The organism is Alcanivorax sp. IL2, assembly GCF_047495475.1.
Lineage (GTDB): Bacteria > Pseudomonadota > Gammaproteobacteria > Pseudomonadales > Alcanivoracaceae > Alcanivorax.
The window spans coordinates 1,175,053-1,192,665 of record NZ_CP179932.1 but is presented as its reverse complement, the minus strand read 5'-3'; the positions used below and the strand labels follow the sequence as shown (position 1 = coordinate 1,192,665).

The window sequence follows — 17,613 nt, the reverse complement described above, 5'->3', positions numbered from 1 at the left end:
GGATGTGTCTATCAAAAGACAGTCAGCGCGGGGGATAATCAGGGCAGAACAGGAAGGCGCAAATAGCGCGAACCGTCACGTCACCAGATGCCCGGCGGGCATCGGTGACGTGACGGAAGGAGCCGTCAGGAGAACGGGTGCCGCTTGATGATGGTTTCCACACGGTCCGGGCCGGTGGAAATAATATCGATGGGCGCACCGGTCACTTCTTCGATTCGCTTGAGGTAGGCCACCGCATTGGCAGGCAGGTCATCCACGGATTTGGCACCCAGGGTGGACTCGGTCCAGCCGGGCAGGCTTTCGTAAACCGGTTTCACTTCTTCGTAGCTATCCGCATCCCAGGCGCAGGTGAGGGAGTTGCCTTCCGCATCCTGATAGCCGATACAGATATTCACTTCTTCCAGACCGTCGAGCACGTCCAGCTTGGTCAGACACAGGCCGGTAATGGAGTTGATCTGGATGGAGCGCTTCAGAGCCACCGCATCGAACCAGCCGCAACGGCGGGCACGCCCGGTGGTGGAACCGAACTCGTGGCCTTTCTCTGCCAGGTAACGGCCATTCTCATCGAACAACTCGGTGGGGAAAGGACCGCTGCCTACCCGGGTGGTGTAGGCCTTGGTGATGCCCAGCACATAGTCCAGATAAAGCGGGCCGAAACCGGTGCCGGTGGCGGCGCCACCAGCGGTGGTGTTGGAGCTGGTCACATAGGGATAGGTGCCGTGATCGATATCCAGCAGGGTGCCCTGGGCGCCTTCGAACATGATGTTCTCGTTGCGCTCACGGGCGCCGTGGAGCACGGTGGTCACGTCGGTGACCATGCTGCGTACGTCCTCACCCATGGCCAGGGTTTCATCCAGGGTTTTCTGGAAGTCCACCGGCTCGGCATTGTAGTAACTGCGCAGCACAAAATTATGGTAGTCCATCACTTCGCCGAGCTTGGCGGCAAAGCGCTCGCGGGAATAGACATCCCCCAGGCGCAGGCCACGACGGGCCACCTTGTCTTCATAGGCCGGGCCGATACCACGACCGGTGGTACCGATCTTCTTGTTGCCACGGGCCGCTTCCCGGGCCTGATCCAGTGCCACGTGCACCGGCAGGATCAGCGGGCAGGAGGCAGAAAGGCGCAGACGCTCACGCACCGGCACGCCATTGTCTTCCAGGCCGCCGATTTCCTTGAGCAGGGCATCCAGGGCCAGCACCACACCATTGCCGATCAGGCACTGAACGTCATCGCGCAAAATGCCGGAAGGAATCAGATGCAGGACGGTTTTCTTGCCATCGATCACCAGGGTATGGCCGGCATTGTGACCACCCTGAAAACGGGCCACCAGAGAGGCCTGATCGGTAAGCAGATCGACGATCTTGCCCTTGCCTTCATCACCCCACTGGGTGCCGAGAATGACTACGTTCTTACCCATGATTGCTAGCTGCCGTGTTGAGTTATAACAAACGCTTGCGCGCGACCCGCTTCACGGGGCACGCACGATCTTTATCGCAGGAGCCGTGCTCGCATGACAAACGCCATCGCAAGCAGGTTCGCCATGCAAGCATAGCTCCTACGGGTTCAGTCGATATCCTTGATGACCCAGTCGCTGCCTTCTGACACCAGCTTGCGCTGACAGCCCAGTTCCTGCGGGTCATTGTCTGCTCCGGTCAGAGCCAGGACCACCCGCTCACCGGTGCCTCGCAGCTCATTCACCCGGGCAACAAAAGCGGCATCCTGCAAGGAGCCCTCCGCCAGAATGCCACTCAGTGCAGCAGCGTCAGTGCGCGCCGCGAGCATTTTCAGGTCGGCGCTGAACCCGGTCGCCGGCCGGGCGCGCCCGAACACTTCACCGATATGGTCATAACGGCCGCCCTTGGCCACCGGCTCGCTCTCACCGGGTAGGTAGGCGGCGAACACACAGCCGGTGTGGTAGTGATAGCCACGCAATTCGCCCAGATCCAGGTGCAGTTTTACACCCCGGGCATCCAGCACTCCGGCCAGCACCGCCAGTTCATCCAGCGCCGCCACAGCACCGGGGAAATCACCCAGCAGGGCGCGAGCCTGATCAATCACTTCCACGCCTCCTGCCAACCAGGGCAGAGCCGCCAGGGCGTGGGCAGCAGGCGCCGGCAGATCGCGTTCTGCCAGGAAGGCATCCAGCTCCACTCGCGCCTTGCGCACGTAAATGTCTTCCAGTTGGTTCTGTTCTGCGTCGCTCAACTCGCAGGCGTCCAGCAATCCGCGGAACAAGCCCACATGGCCAAGATCCAGCACCACCTGGTCGGCCACACCGGCCAGCGCCAGGGTATCCAGCAGCAGGCTCATCACTTCCAGATCGCTGTCGCTGCCGGCATGACCAAACAGCTCGACACCAAGCTGGTAAGGCAGACGGGTGGCACCAGCCACCGCCGGGCGAGTGCGCAATGCGCTGGAGCAGTAGCAAAGGCGGGAGGGGGCCGAACGGCGCAGGCTGTGGGCGTCCATCCGCGCCACCTGGGGGGTGATATCCGCGCGCACGCCCATCAGACGGCCAGTCAGTTGATCGGTAATCTTGAAGGTTTCCCGTTCCAGATCACGACCGGCGCCGTTGAGCAGGGATTCAAGGAATTCGATCAGTGGCGGGAATACCAGCTCATAGCCCCAGCGCTGGTAAAGATCCAGCGTCTGCCGGCGTAATTGCTCAATGGCCCGGGCTCGCCCCGGGAGAACCTCTTCTACCCCGTCGGGCAGTAGCCACTGTTCTTCCTGGTTCATCATTTACGACCGCATCAGTAGTAGCAGGCCGGCACCCAGTATCATCAGCACCAGCCCCAGAATTCTCAGTGTTCGCCCAGGCATCCGGGCAACCTGCAGCGCTGCCTCACGCGCACGATTAGGCGCCAGAAACAGCGGAATGCCCTCTATGACCAGTACCAGGCACAGGGCCTTGATCAATAAGCCTAAATCCATTGTTCCTGCCAGACAGCCACAAAAAAACCGGGAGCCTCGGCCCCCGGTTGCAGCATTCTACCACGGTCGCCCGGCGGCAGATAGGTTCCGGACGACCCATCATCGACAGGCCGACAGGGCGCCAGAAACGGGCCTTCGGGCTAGTCCTGGCTAACCCTTACGTCATAGCTGACAGCCCCCTGCCCGCCGGGTTGCAGCTCGCCGGTAAACTGCCATTGCAGGCCACCCTGATAGCCACTGCCATTGCTGCCATCCGGGGCAGACAGGGCACAGGCGCTGAGCGCTGCCGGCAATGCAGCAGGGCAAGTCGCCGCCGCATTGAGGGCGCTGTAGGCCGGGGTGCTGTCTGTGACGATAACCTCGGTCAGAGGATTGCTTCCCTGATTACGGAATATCAGCCGGTAGCGCAACACATCCCCCGGCGCCGCCTGGTTGGCTGTGGTGTCGGTCGCGTCCACATCATCGCCGGTATTGGCGATGCCATCCGGACCAATATTGCGCACCTGCTTTTCCAGCTGTAGCTGGCCGGCAGCCAGCCGGGTCGTATCTGTCACCTGCGCAGTGGCCTGGAACGCGGTACCGGTATAGGTCTGGGTAGCGGAAAGCGGGCGGCTGTGGAGCGCCTCCACCGGTGCATCCGCAGGTGCAAACACTTTGGCCAGCAGGCACAGCCGGTCACCCGCCGTCACATTGACACCGACGAGAGGCAAGGAGGCATCCGCGCCGTCCAACTCGCCGTTACAATTGTCATCACGATACAGCGCATCGTTCCAGGCGGGTGCCGCCGGGCTGGTGGTAGGCACCTCCAGGGCAAAGTCCACGCTGCCTGCACTACGGGCGGTAAAGCGGTGACTATAGAAACGGCTGCCGCCCGGCGCTACCACGCCCTGCTGATCCGGCTCCAGTATGGGCAAGCCGGCATCACCAAATAAAATGCCATCCCAGACAGTGCCAGTGGGAGGCACCGTCAGGGTCATCACATCGTCATTGGCGGCACCGGTATTGATACCGGCACCGGCGCTGCCGCTGTTCTCTGAGACAGACAGAAAACCATTCGGAGTGGTCACCACCAGACAGGCGTTCTTGCCCACATCCGCCAGAGCCGCCACCAGCTGCCAAGCGCCATCTCCGTCCGTGGTGGCTACCGCCAGCACTGGGTCGCCGGCAGAACATTCACCATTATTGTCCACGTCGTGATAGAGGGTTACCGGCACATTCGCCAGCCCAGGCTCATCCAGCCCTTTCTGGCCATCATGGGCTGTTGCCCCAACGCCGTTGTCCTCAAATACCCAGCCGGACAACGGGCCGGCAGTGGCCGCCGGGGCCACTGTTACCTTGTAGTCTTCCACTTCGCCGCCCATGACCAGCAAGCCACCCGCCGGCACATCCGGGCTATTAGCGAAACGGAAGCGAGCGTAGGTATCGCCCACAAAGGCTCCCGGAGGGACAAACACATTCAGCCGGATCTCACCCGCCGCCGGGTTGGTATCTTCCGGGCCATTATCCCGCACATTGAGTGCCACCTGCTCACCAGCATCATTCAGATCGCTGTCCCGGTTCCAGTCGATCCAGCCTTGCAGATAACCCTGCCCCACTGAGGCCTCGGTAACGATAATGTCCAGAGTCGCATTGCTGCCCGGCACCAACGAGGAGAAGGCAACACCCTCTTCTTCCGGACCGTCCGCATCGGCGTTGGCTGAATTCTGGTCCGCCTCTTCCGGACTTGGCGGAATCACGCCCAGATACGGCTCAGGAGCGACCAGGTTGGCCAGAGGAATAGTATTGATATCGGTATCTGTGGTCGGCTTGCCACCACCCTGGGCCACCCTGGAGGCAAAATGGCCGCCGCTTTCCGGATAGCCGCCGGCAATATCGCCGTGATCTTTCTGGATAAAGACGCCGAACGCCAATGCCTGGCCGCCACCGGTATTGATGGTATGCCTGGTAGTCATCACGCCCTGGGTCATTGCCAGGAAGCTGCCCACGCCATTGCCAGGCAAACTGGACAACAGCATCCTCTCACCACCATTTTCAAAACGCATTTGCAGATCGTTGGTCCCCGGGGCAACGGCAAATAGCTCCCATGGACCGCCATTGGTTTCGGAGACAATGGATTCACCATTATCCGTATCTTCCGCATCGGCGATGATAATCTCCGCGGATATCGGGTCACCTTGAAGGAAAACCTCCCAATCGATCCGGAATGAAGGGTTGGTATTGTCAACATTCCCCAGCCCGATGGGATTCACCCCGACATAAAGATCATCAAGAAGATCACCCGTCCAGCTACCCGTCACATAAGGCTCAATCGGCGAAGTGATATCCGAAACGGTGGCGCGAATTTCAACGGGGCCGTACACCCAGCTTTTCAGGATCACATCCGAGGTCTGGAAAACGCTTTTCCCCAGACAGTTCCAGTCCAGCCAGTAGATTGCGTCCCGGAAAGGGCCATTGCCACCAGAAGCGATCCCTCCACCGGAAGCGGACGAGCCCGCCTCACAGAGGGACACAGAGCGAGAGGTAATCAGATAGTCCTCAACCTCGCCATCCGGCGCACCTTCCGTTGCATCCAGCCCCTCCACCGACGACCAACGAAAGCGGGCATAGGTGTCACCTTCCACGACAACGCCACTGGGCGCCGCTGTCACCAGGATAACGCCGTCATCATCGTCATCCTGCAGATCCGTGGCGATACGCTCTTGTGGGTCGTCGAAAACACCGTCGCCATTCCAGTCAACCCAGGCCTGCAGGTAACCATCATCACCGGAAACCGAGACTTCGATGGGAGTCAGATTGGGCAGCGCTCCAGGAAAGATCACACCATCATCGAAACTGTCAGCGGCAGCATCCTCATCGTCATAGCTCAGGGCATCCGGTGACACCTCATCACCCAGTTGCAGATTTGAGCCGAGGATATGTGATGGCTCACCAAAACTGATTGGGGCATCACCATAATCTACCAGCACCTGTGGCGGCGCGCTGGTGACACAGATTTTCTGCAAGTTTGAAGAACCACCGGTAGAGGCAGAAAAGCCGAAAAACACATTTGGATCACCGCCAAAAACCGTATTCACAAAATCCTGATTTACCGTACTGACAAGATTTCCATCGAAGAAATACTGAAGCTCATTACTAACCGGGTTCCAGTTCAGTTGCACTGTATGCCAATCACCATCCTCAATATTGCCAAGATCCTCTACAGGGCTATAAAGGCTCGCCGCGCCGCCACCAGACGTATTTCCATAATTTTCTGGGTTATAAATAGCGGTATGGTCGTTAGCGATATCTCCGTAACCACTGCCGTTATCAAAGGTGTCAAACTCGACTGCAACCGCCGGATTCAGCCCCCCCATCCCCAGAGCACCGCCAAAAATCCCTGTCGCAGCATTGCCAGCAGGGTCATTTTGGAAGGCAAACGCAATACCATCAGCCCCTGCCGCATTCTTGGTGCCCAGGTAAACGGAAAATTCAACAGAAAATGCAGAAAGTAGACTTATACGATTCTGGGACCACGCGGTGCCTGCCTGATTGCCAACATCAGTGGTCAGCGTGATTTCACGAGTCGACACATCCCGAGATGCGGAACCACTTAACTGGAGAGAATCAGAGACACCAACATCGCAACTCAGCGGTTGCATTGTCACATTAACCTGATGATCTTCTACCTCACCGCCTGTAGTGGCCCCCGTAGCACCCAACCCTGATTGCGTCGACCAACGAAACCTGGAAAACGTTTCGCCTGAAACAGCATTAGCCGGCACAGAAACATCTATCGTTAATGTAGCCGGATTCCCATCCTGATCTCCCGCTCCGTTATTTATCGCGTCACTGGCTATCCGCTCACTATTCTCAAAGACGCCATTCCTATTCCAGTCAACCCATGCATTCAAAAAACTGGAACCTGTTGTCGGCTCAACAACAGGCAGGGGCAAAGAAACTGTTTGCCCCTTTACAAAAGTCGCCGCGTTAATTACATCCTCGTCGTCAGCACCATTGATGTCATCATTATCGGCCAACACGGAGAATTCATTACCGTTGGGGTCATCATCCGGAGCAACGCTACCAAGATATCTATTAACGTTCTGTCCAATAGCATGCATGGCTCTTCCGTAACCTGATGGAGCATCGCCAAGGTCCTGATTGAGAGTAAAAAGCAGCTCCACAGCATCGCCGGCTCCGGCATTACCCTGCATGCGAACATCAAAAACCAGCGTCGTAAACGTCCCCAGAACTCTTACGCTTCCGCAAGCGGACCCACTTTGGAATGAGGTTCTACACTCGCCACCCCAGCCACTATTTGCAGTTTGATTGAACGATCCAACCAGACGCGTATTACCCGCATCAACCCGAAAGTGATCAACACCGGAAACAGACTGAAGAGCGGTGGCGCCATTGGAAGCTGTCGTATTTAGCGTCCAGGCAGAACTGTTTGTGATCCCGGAAGATTGACCACCAAGTCGATCCATATGAAGCACAGGATCTGTAACTGGATTCGAAAAAGTAAAAGTAATCTGGCGGCTATTGGTACCATTTGGCACAAAAAGCAGCTCCAAGCCGGCATCACCAATCACATTGGGGGAGTAAGACGAGGCATTAGGTGCATTCACATTGTTGTTACCACGAATTTCCCAGCCACTACTACTACCTTGCACGCCAGGAGCCGATACTGAAACAGTGGTAACACCTCCTCCGGTAGACGTCTGCGCAGCTGAACCTGAAACAGACCAGGTCCGGGTCTGGGAGGCCTGCAAGGACTCGCCCCAAAATATCGACATGACCACTACAAAAAACAGGTACTGCAACGGTGTTTGTACCACCCTTTTCCCTGTTAATTTTTCCTCACGACTGTAGCGACGCAATTGCTTATTCATATCACTCCACCCGTAAACCGAAAATCAGCATGGCGGCTTCGCCGGGACCCAGCAACCCAATCTCGGCAGACACATCGCCAGTGGCTGCATCCGCTGGTTCCACCACGCTGCAAACACCCGCCGGGGCTTCACAGCTGGTTGCTGCTGCCAACATGCTGGTGAATGGCTGGGTACGATCGTTGATGATGACCTGATACATAGGCTCCGCGCCGGTGTTGGTGGCGGTCAGACGATAAATGACGCACTGCTCGCCGGGAGTCACTTCGAAGCGAGTGAAGACAAAACAGTTGTCGCCGCTGCATGCGCCAGGGCCATCGGGAATACCATCGCAATCCGCATCCAGGGCTTGCTCCTTGGTGATGGCCACGTCGGTATTGTTGGTTGTGGTGGTATCCGTTGCGGAATCGCTAACACTCTGGCTGGCGCCCTCAGCGTTAGCGGTGAGCGTTTTCACATTGGTGATGCCGTAGGCCACGGAGGCCGGAGCAAACACCTTGGAAAAAATAGCCAGGCTTTCACCCACATCCAGAACGCCATCGGCGCCAGCCGTCTGCAGTGCCACGCCATCTCCGATTACCGTATCTGTCGGGCCCCAGACACCATCGCCGTTACTGTCTTCATAGAGCACCACGGACCAGCCATTGTCGGACGCCGCATCCGGGGTGCCCGAAAGCAGCACATTGCTGAGCGGTACATTGCCGGTGTTGGCCAGTTGATGGGTATAAACCACCGAGCTTCCCGGCTCTACCTGTCCCACCTGGTCCGGGGTCAGGGCCAAGGCGGGTCCGGCCACCACGGCGACAGCATCCAGCTTGATATCGCTGGCGCCGCTGGTCGGCGACAATGCGCGAAAATACAGATTGAGGGCATCGCCTCCCTGTGCGTTTGCCGGTGCGATTACCCGGGCACAGATCTGACGGTTGTCGCCGGCAGGGATCAGCCCGGTATTGTTAAGCACCGCGCCCAGTGAGCTGCAATCGTCGTTGCCACCGTCGCGATAAAAACTCACCTGCCAACCTGCTGGTAACTGCCCGGGGGCAAAATCCATGTCGCTGACCGCCAGGACATAAGAGTCCTGCCGCGCGCCGGTGTTATTAACCACCAGCTGCAGTATGGCCTGTTCCCCCGGGGCCACATTAACTGTCTGAACCGGCGCCGCCTCCGGGCCCGCTCCTTCACCGGGGGCACTGCCATTCACCGGCACATCATTGGTCAGATCCACGCTGTTGGCGAGAATGCTGAGGAGGATATCGCTGACCGCGTTAGTGACCTGAGGGTCGGTGACAGAACGCGCTATTTTGGTGACTTCAAAGGGACCGCCCAGGGCATCCGGAGGCAGGGTGGCCTGCATTACCACGCGCACCCCACAGGCCAAGTTAATGCTGTCGGTCACGAAGCGGGGCGGGCACTGGCCGCCGGCATCCGGCAGCGGGATCGGCCCGGTATCAGCGACACCATTGCCATCGGTATCCACCAATGGCGTACCACCGTCGCTTTTGTACAACTGGAACACGGTTCCCGTCGGGAAAGGGGCAGCCAGAGGCGCGCCAAGTCGATCCTCCGCCGGGTCCACCAGAACATCGAAAGTGTCTTCGCCATCGCCCCGGTTCCAGATCACGTTGCTGAACGATGCCACTCCACCCTGCCCCAGGCTGGCCAACTCCACCCGGTTACCGGTGTTGCTACTATCATCCTCGCCGGTCAGGCTATCGGATTCGCTGTTGTTGGCCACCACGGCGGGCAGCAGAGCTCGCTCGATAATCCGGTAATCCACGGTGTTGCTATCAAAGGGCCCAAAGGCATTGCTGCCGTCGCCATTCTGATAATTCAGCGTTGCCAGGTTGCGCACCCGGTCGCCGGCGGCCAGCCCTGCATCAATATTGACGTCAAAGGCCAGGGAACCCACCGCTCCCGGTGGCAGCTGGGCAATGACAGCACGAACCCGATCATGGCAGTCGCTGTTTGCCGCACCGGTATCGTAGGCACAGTAATCGATCAGGTCCGGGGCACTACCCTGGCTGCCATCGTCACCGTCATCGGTCAGCACGGTGGCGCCGCTAACAGTCCAGCGTGCCGAACCCGGCACATAGGTCATTCCCGCATTTACACCGTCCACGGAAATCTGCGGCAGCAGATCCTCGATTTCCACCTGGGTGGCAACCTGATCGGACGGATTGCGATAGGCCAGGGTCACCGTAACCGGCCCTGAGGGCGAGCGACCCTGGCGAACACTGAGGGATTTGACCACTTCCAGCACCGGCCCCTCGATCAGGTTGATGGTGTCGGTATTGGCTGCCGTCAGGGCGGCATTGCTGTTGCTGGTAGCGGTGACGTCCAGCGACAGGGACTGCCCGCTAATGGCCACGCCGCTCACCTCGGCTTCGATGACCAGCGCAAAGCTGTCACCGGCCAACAAGTCCGGGGTCGGGGAATCCCAGCAGCCATCGGGATCAGTATGGGTAAACAGGGGGGCGCCGCTGTCCGCTTGACCATCGCCATTGGCATCCGGGAATACAGACCAGGCAGCGACATCCGCATCAATGCTGCCCAGGCAGAGCTGGTAGCGATCCCGGCCATTACCGGTATTGGTCAGGGTGTGGGGGAAATACACCACACCCCCCGGCAGCGACGGCTTGCTTTGCGCGCTGACCAGTTCGATGCCGGGCACAGCCTGTATCAGAGTTTCCACCAGGTTGGAGGTGACACGCTGGGTCTCGGCCAGCACAGAACAGTCATCATCCAGACAGGCCCGGTAACTGGCCGATGCCTGATTCTTGATAACAGTTCCCGCCGTCGGTGCCGCCGCCTTAACTGCCACGGCAGTCAACAGCAGCAATACTATACCCAGAGACTTGCGCGTCACTTTCATCCCGTTACCTCACCGGCTCGGGTGCCACGAAGCTGTCGCCGCCGCTGCCCTGGAAATCAACCCGCAATACCAGCGGACGGCCTTGCGCATCCAGTGGCATCAACTCAACCCGCCGATTGACGATGCGATCCTGCTCGCTGTCGCTGGGCAGGATCGGCAGTTCCTTACCTAGCGGTGCCTTTTTGATTCGCGAGGAATCCAAGCCATTTTCCTGCAGGTAATCGCTGACCTGATCCATACGCTTTTCGGCCAGCTCACGGTTATAAACCCTGCCTCCCAACTGATCGGTAAAGGCCTGGATACTGATTTGCAACGCCGGATATTGCTTCAGAATGACAAGATTGCGGTCGAGACGCGTCACTTCATCCTCAATCAGACCGTACTCATCAAAACCGAAATACACCGCCGGTTCCCAGAGCTGACCTTTCGATTGGGACGCCAGCGCCGTGACCATCACCATGCCGGTATCAGTCACGGTGGCTTTTACCGGACACACTTCTTCGTACTCGGCATACAGTGCCTCGGTACTGACACAGCCAGACAAACCTGCCGCCAGCATCATGTATGCCGCCATGACCAAACGGTTCATCGCGCGTCTCCCATATAACTGCGCTGCCCGGCAGCCTTGCTGCCCAGCCAACCCAGATCATCTTCATCAAACTTGTATTCCAGGCCGATATACAGCCCTTCCACGTTGTAGCCTTCCGGATCAAGATCATCGTCGCGGAAACCGGAAAAGTTGTAACCCACGCCCATGCGCAGATTGCGACGAACCAGGGCATTCACCCCCACCCCGTAGCTGTAACGTCGCTCGCTGACACCTTCAGTGGTCAACGCGCCGCCATGCAGATCCAGATCAAAACGGCGGGAAATGTCCCAGATAATACGACCATCGGCCACATAGGCATCGGTATCCACATCCAGATTGCCCAGCTCGGTCTGCTGCCACTTTGCACCAATCCGGCCGGAGAAAATCCAGTCGTCATGGGGCTGGAAATTATGGTGGTTGGAGACAATGTGTACGCGCCGATCACTGGCGGCTTCGCCGCCCCACTGGGTTTTCCATTTGTACATGAACAGCATGTGGTGGCGATTATCCAGACGCGGGCGGCGAGCCATGCCCAGGGTGACAATATTGTCGCCCTGCTTGGGCTGGCCATCGAAGTATTGTAGCCGCAGGTCGTCACGCACTACGGCAGACCAGTCCAGATTGACGCGCCAGATGTTGGCAGCACTGAAGCCGTAGTAGGTACGCTCATCACCGAAGCGGGTTTCCACCCGCGCCAGAGTACGGCGATTAGGATTGCGTTTGTCTTCTGCCGCCAAGGAAAGAGCGGTGGAATCCTGACTGGTATTACCTTCCAGGGTTTCAATCCATTCCGCCGACGGGCTGAAAGTCAGACCCGGCTCGATTTCAAAATGCGAACGCACCCCATTGGCTGCCGCCACATCACGACCGTCCTGGGCACCGCGCAGGCGGTACTCGGAAAATACATCGGTGCTACGACTGAGCGCGGAGCGTACGCCGAAGGTAAACTGGCGGGTCTCCACGTCGTTGTTCAGCAGGTTGACTCCACTGAGACTGTTGATCAGCTCATAGCGGCTGTAGAGGCTGGTCTTGTCGGTAATCCCCAGATCCGCATCGGCGGCAATACGGCGACGATCACGGTCATTGAAGGCCTGCTCGTATTCCGAGCCCACGGTCAACGGCTTGCCGAACAGGCGCGTCCCCTGGCTGGCACCCAGAACCCAGGTTGCGAAGCGGTCTTCCCCTTGGTCATCTTTCTGCTCGATGCCCCGGGCCCCGGCACGTAACTGGGTGGCACCGATCTGTTTCTTGCCGATCAGACCCAGGCTACTTTGCGCGTCGTCGTTTTCCAGGGACTGGGAATGCACCGCTTCCACCTGGGCGGACAGACTGCGCGACAGCACCTGCTCGTGATCCAGACGCATTTCTTCGCGGGATTCAGCAATGCCAGCCGCCGGATTACGGAAACCCTCTTCCGCCCGGGCCCAGCGAAGATCGGTGCTGGAGCCATCCTGCCAGCGCCATTGGCTGCCCAGGCTGATCGCCCCACCTTCGCTATCGTCATCATTGTTTTCCATGGTGGCTGACGACGCATAAATACTGTTCTGGTCGGTGAGAGCGTACTCCGCGGCCACGCTACTCAGGTCGAAGCCTTCGCTTTCATGCTCGTCGCGGGTGCGGCTGGCGCTGACAGTCAGCTTATCATTGAGTTGGTAGCGGAAGCGGGCGCCCAGCACGTTGTATTCCTCGGCATCAGAGGCTTCCACGTTATAGCTGGCACGGATGAATACCGGATTCAGGTTTTCATCCACGGTGGGAATGACGTCATGAAAACGGATATCGCCAGTGAAGTAATTCACCGAGTAATCCACGTAACGGGTCAGTGGCTGAGTGGAAATCACCAGCCCCGGATTGCCGCGATCGCGGACAATCAGCTCCAGGGTTTCGCTGTCGCGAGCCGGACGATTGGCCAGGGTGAACAGCAAGGCGGTACCGTTACCGGGAATTTCCTCGCTGACTTGTTCGTATTCCGGCCGCGCGCCGAATACCTGGAAACGGGCCCGGTCATCTTCGTAAATGGCGTTAAGGCCGGTGAGGGTGCGCTGCACCCGACCAAGATCCTGAAAATCGTAATTGGGGTCGGTCAGGTAGTCGCCCCATAGCAGACTGCTGCGATCCTTTTCCAGCTTGGCGTAGAGTTTGCTGCGGCTGCGGGCATCATAACCACGCACCGAAGCATCACCGGCAATGGGATAGGAATCTGACGGGTTCAGATCACGACGGATTTCTTCATCGTCATCCAGGTCATTATCCGTATCGTAGGCCAGGGTCAGGTGAGCACCGCCCCGGACTGCCCCTTTCAGGAACACCGCACCATTGGCATCCAGCCCTTCCTCGGGCAGGGAGTCACCGATTTCGGTAGGCGCATTGCCGTTATCACGCACATTGCCGCCAAAACCCTGACGCAATTGCACATAACCGGTGGCCACCAGCGGACGCAATGGGGCGACCTGCTCCACCCGGGCGGTGGCGACAAAGTCTTCCACCAGGGCACGCAGGCGAATCGGACCGGTGTACTCGGTGCTACGCAGATGTGCAAGGCCTTCGCCATCATCCACGCGAATCTGGTGACCCGGGTTGTCCGGCTGCAAATCCTCTTCCAGCCAGGCACCCTTGTCGTTTTCCAGCGTCACGAAGTAGGTGCCCCGTGCCGGATTGCCACGGGCATCCTGCATCAGTACCCGAATCGCCAGGGTGGACCGGCCACCGTCTGCCGCCAGGGTGGTCTCTTGCGGTTCCAGCGTCAGGCTACGCGGCGCCTCCGGGCGCAGAATCTCGGCACTGGCCAGCACCCGCTCGTTGCCAAAAGGATCCAGCGCACGGACTTCCACTTGGTTATCGCCTTCCTCCAGAGGGACCCCGTACCAGCTCAGCACCTGGGCTTTTTCACGACGGTTAAGCACCTGCTCACCCAGCTGGCTGCTCGGCACCTTTTTATCGTTCACATAGAGGTCAGGCTCCACCCCCGCACGCACCACGGCCTGCAGACGACCGTCGCGACTGATGCCATCGCGTGGCCAAAGCCAGGTGCCGGCCACTGCCTGCTCCCGGGTGACGGTGGCCGCCACTTCCTTGGTGGCTCCCATCTGGGCTTGCTCGGCAACCGGCCGGGGCTTCTCTGCCCGTGGTGCCGGTTGGCTGCGGCTTACCTGCTCCCAGACCTCTGCCAGATTGGCATCACCGGTCTGGGTGTAGACGCCGCTACCCAGGTCACCGCTGCCATCCGCCTGGCGCAAGCGATTGTTCACATTGTTCTCTCGCAGCGGATCGAAACGGGCCGCTTCATCGAGCATCCAGTCACCGGACAGGGAGGCATTACGGGCCTTCAAATTCTCAACGATGGCATCACGCTGATCCGCCGAAGGGCACATGGCGGCAAAGTCCGCACGGTGATATTCGCCGGGCCGCAGATCCAGAAAACGGCTTTGCGGATCGGCAGCATGACGGTTATCGATGGGCTTGAGCTTGAGGCCCTCCGGCAACGTCAGCGGGTCCACCTTGATGGTGTGCAGCCCCGGGCGCAGGCCATAAAGGCTGTACTGGCCGTTTTCATCGGTGATCACCCAGGAGCCGTCGGACAGGTACAGCTTCACCCCGCCCACCGGGTATTCGCCGTCGTTCTGCAGGTTATTACAGTCGTTGTCCACGTAGACCTTGCCAAACACCATGGCCCGGTCCGAGAGTACGCCTTCGTTGCGCACCTGGACTTTCGCTTCACCCTGATTGGAAAAGTAAGTGAATCCGGACGCGGTGTTGGCCTGAGCCGTGGCACGGTTGATGCCGTCACTATCCACGGCGCCAGCTGACAGACGCAGGCCGTAATGCAGGGTCACCGTGCTGCCTGGCTGCAATGGCAAGGGTTGAGGTCCGCTGGCGGTCTGCTGCTGGATCAGGAAGGTTAGCTGGTTGCCACCATTGTTGGCGGGCTCGGGAATCTCGATGCGCTGATCGTTGATTTCCAGCCAGGCACTGTCCTCGATATAACGGAACCCATAGGGAAGCCGGTCCTCGATACGGGCGGCGAACAGCTCGGCGTCATGGTTGCTGGTAAGGTCAATCCGGTAGGCCAGCACATCGCCCACTCCCGCCTGGTCCGTTTCGACCTGCTTGTCCAACACCAACACCCCGGCCGTCGTCGCCGCGGAAGGATCAACCGGAATGTCCACAAAGACATCCGCCAGCCCCAGCAGAAAGGCGCCCTGGTTGTCCGCGCTGGCCATGCGTGCCGCTGCCCGCCCTACCGGGGCCACGTCCGGGTCATACCCGCCGAGACCGTAGGAGCTATCGGAGATGTTGGCGAAAAAGGTTTTCACCGCCGCCGGCGGCACTGTCGACGGGAAGCGATAGCCTGCCGGCGGCTTCACATCCAGGTAGTAACAATGGCCGGGGGTCGCCAGGGGGAACTGATACCGCCCCGGCTGCTGAGTATTATCCGCGGCCAGGGTATTGGTATTTTCCGTGGGCAACACGTCACCGGTGAAGGGGTGCAAGGCTCGCTCGTAGGCGCTTTCCTGCAAGGCCGCACAATTAGCGGCACCGGTATCGGCCAAACGCTGACGGGACTGGTACATGGTCACCGTGGCATCCGGTACCGGGCGGCCATTACTGGAGTCGAACACTGTTCCTGCCGGGTCCACCGCCGCCAGAGCCGTGACAGTCTGCACATTCACCACGCTGCCATCCGGACCGAAGGTCGGCACGGTGAAGGTGGCGGTGATGCGATCTTCCGGCCCCGTCTGCAGCACACAGCCAAGGCCCAACACTTCGTTCAGGGTTGTGCTGTCAGAGTATTGATCCAGATTATTTGCATTGGCCGTTGCCGGGCACAGACCACCACTCCCGGAGCGCGTCTCATTGAGCGAGAACGGGTACACGCTGCGGAATACCCCGGTGTTCACCCCGGTCTCCTTGACCGCCATGAGCAAGGTGTCACCGGTCAACCGGGACGTCAGCGAGACTTGCAGCAGCCGCGCCCCACCAGGGGTAGTTTGCACAAAATCCTGATCGGCCAATACCTGGTTAAGTTGGGAAGCCGTGAGCCGCAGGTAGACCCCGTCCAGCAGAATGCGTTGGCTTTGTTCCGGCAACAGGGGATAAATGGCGGCATCGACAAAATCGCTGTCTTCACTGTGGACAGGCGCACGGCTCTGCTGGAATACCGCATTCGAAGGGCGCTGGAAAGTAATGCCCGGCGACAGGGTGGCGGCAATGCGATGGCAGACCCGATTACTTTCCACATCAGCCAGACCGTCACCTTGCAGATCCACAAAGGCGCGGTTGAACAGCATGGTGCCCTGGGTCAGGCCGCTGTTGATTTGCACCTGAAACGCAAAACCGCCGGTCTGGTTGTTGCGAATCTGGTCCGCCGGGATCAGCAGCCCCAAACGGTCCACGGTGCCATTTCCGCTCCAGTCCGCATAACGCTGCCAGACATTCGCACCATCACCGGCGAAATGCACCACCGGCACAGCCTGCGCTGGGGCAATATCGGAAACGGCGGCGGCCAGCAGGGTCACGTTACCCGGCAGGGCATCTTCCACCAGCACCCCTTGCTCCGGCTGCCCGGAGACCTGCAGCATACGCTCAACAGGGGCGCTATTGCCGGCATTGGTCACTGACACCCGGTAGTCCAGAATCGCGCCTTCCGCCTGGGGCACATCACAGCTCTGGCTGGAGGACTTGCTCAATACCAGGGATGCACCATCCGCAATCACCACCCGGTCGAGCACGGAATCTGTGAGGGAGGCATCGCGCTGGGACTCGGCGTCCAGGGACAGGCGAATTTCATCACCGCTAACCAGTGACGCGGGGACCGTGCCACTGATCACCAGGTTAACGGTCTGTCCCGCCGGCAAGGAAGCAATCCCGGTGATCGCCGGTTCGCCCGGATCGGCAACCCCGTTGCCATTGATGTCGCGGTAAACCGACAGCTCCTGCAGATCACCCGCGTCGCCACCCAGATTAGCCAGGTTCAGGGTGTAGCTGTCGGTCACATTACCGGTATTGGTGAGCGTATGTTCGATACTGACGGACTGGCCCGCAGAGGCCTGGCGAGTCTTGTCCTCATCCAGCTCAAAGGCGGGACTTTCCCCGACCATGACCCGGGAAATATTGGAGCGCACCACCACTACCCGCCCTGTCAGCGGATCGAAATAGCGCATTTCTGCCTGATTCAACAAGGCTGTGCCTGGCGCCGTGGCAGCATGCAGCAGCACGCTGGTCAAGACCAGCATGCTGACAACAGCAATGCGAAGGACGGCAAGCAGTTTCATTAAGCGTTCAGTACCCGTTGTTATATGCCTCAGGGGCTTTTCCAGACCCGGCGCACCGGCCCTGGAAAAGCCCTCCC

Annotated in this window: 7 protein-coding genes; all 7 read right to left on the bottom strand. The window is 59.3% G+C overall.

Annotation, left to right across the window (positions count from 1 at the left end):
* Positions 1-125: 125 nt before the first annotated feature.
* Entirely contained in the window at positions 126-1,418 is a 1,293-nt protein-coding gene (locus ACMG4N_RS05535) for an adenylosuccinate synthase (protein WP_035245022.1), read from the bottom strand.
* A gap of 146 nt (positions 1,419-1,564) precedes the next feature.
* The gene (locus ACMG4N_RS05530) at positions 1,565-2,740 is read right to left on the bottom strand and encodes an ATP phosphoribosyltransferase regulatory subunit (protein WP_300468644.1); all 1,176 of its coding nucleotides are present in this window, start codon (positions 2,738-2,740) and stop codon (positions 1,565-1,567) included.
* A 3-nt stretch (positions 2,741-2,743) separates the two neighbouring features.
* Positions 2,744-2,935, bottom strand: coding sequence for a DUF2065 domain-containing protein (locus ACMG4N_RS05525; RefSeq protein ID WP_035245026.1), 192 nt, complete (start codon positions 2,933-2,935; stop codon positions 2,744-2,746).
* Positions 2,936-3,075: 140 nt separating this feature from the next.
* On the bottom strand, positions 3,076-7,035 hold the full coding sequence (locus tag ACMG4N_RS05520; RefSeq protein ID WP_414433304.1) for a CshA/CshB family fibrillar adhesin-related protein: 3,960 nt from the start codon (positions 7,033-7,035) through the stop codon (positions 3,076-3,078).
* Positions 7,036-7,807: 772 nt separating this feature from the next.
* Entirely contained in the window at positions 7,808-10,675 is a 2,868-nt protein-coding gene (locus ACMG4N_RS05515) for a hypothetical protein (protein WP_414433063.1), read from the bottom strand.
* A gap of 4 nt (positions 10,676-10,679) precedes the next feature.
* Positions 10,680-11,264 carry an OmpA family protein gene (locus tag ACMG4N_RS05510; RefSeq protein WP_349380453.1) on the bottom strand — a complete coding sequence of 195 codons (585 nt, stop codon included), beginning with the start codon at positions 11,262-11,264 and terminating at the stop codon, positions 10,680-10,682.
* A complete protein-coding gene (locus ACMG4N_RS05505; RefSeq protein WP_414433062.1) occupies positions 11,261-17,536 on the bottom strand; it encodes a hypothetical protein in 6,276 nt (2,091 codons plus the stop codon). Before ACMG4N_RS05505 ends, ACMG4N_RS05510 begins: the two co-directional genes overlap by 4 nt.
* Positions 17,537-17,613 lie beyond the last annotated feature (77 nt).

What these genes read in the sequence shown, in the direction of transcription:
- ACMG4N_RS05535 (WP_035245022.1), bottom strand. Translation starts at nt 1,418, where the DNA reads ATGGGTAAGAACGTAGTCATTCTCGGCACCCAGTGGGGTGATGAAGGC.
- ACMG4N_RS05530 (WP_300468644.1), bottom strand. Translation starts at nt 2,740, where the DNA reads ATGAACCAGGAAGAACAGTGGCTACTGCCCGACGGGGTAGAAGAGGTT.
- ACMG4N_RS05525 (WP_035245026.1), bottom strand. Translation starts at nt 2,935, where the DNA reads ATGGATTTAGGCTTATTGATCAAGGCCCTGTGCCTGGTACTGGTCATA.
- ACMG4N_RS05520 (WP_414433304.1), bottom strand. Translation starts at nt 7,035, where the DNA reads ATGCATGCTATTGGACAGAACGTTAATAGATATCTTGGTAGCGTTGCT.
- ACMG4N_RS05515 (WP_414433063.1), bottom strand. Translation starts at nt 10,675, where the DNA reads ATGAAAGTGACGCGCAAGTCTCTGGGTATAGTATTGCTGCTGTTGACT.
- ACMG4N_RS05510 (WP_349380453.1), bottom strand. Translation starts at nt 11,264, where the DNA reads ATGAACCGTTTGGTCATGGCGGCATACATGATGCTGGCGGCAGGTTTG.
- ACMG4N_RS05505 (WP_414433062.1), bottom strand. Translation starts at nt 17,536, where the DNA reads ATGAAACTGCTTGCCGTCCTTCGCATTGCTGTTGTCAGCATGCTGGTC.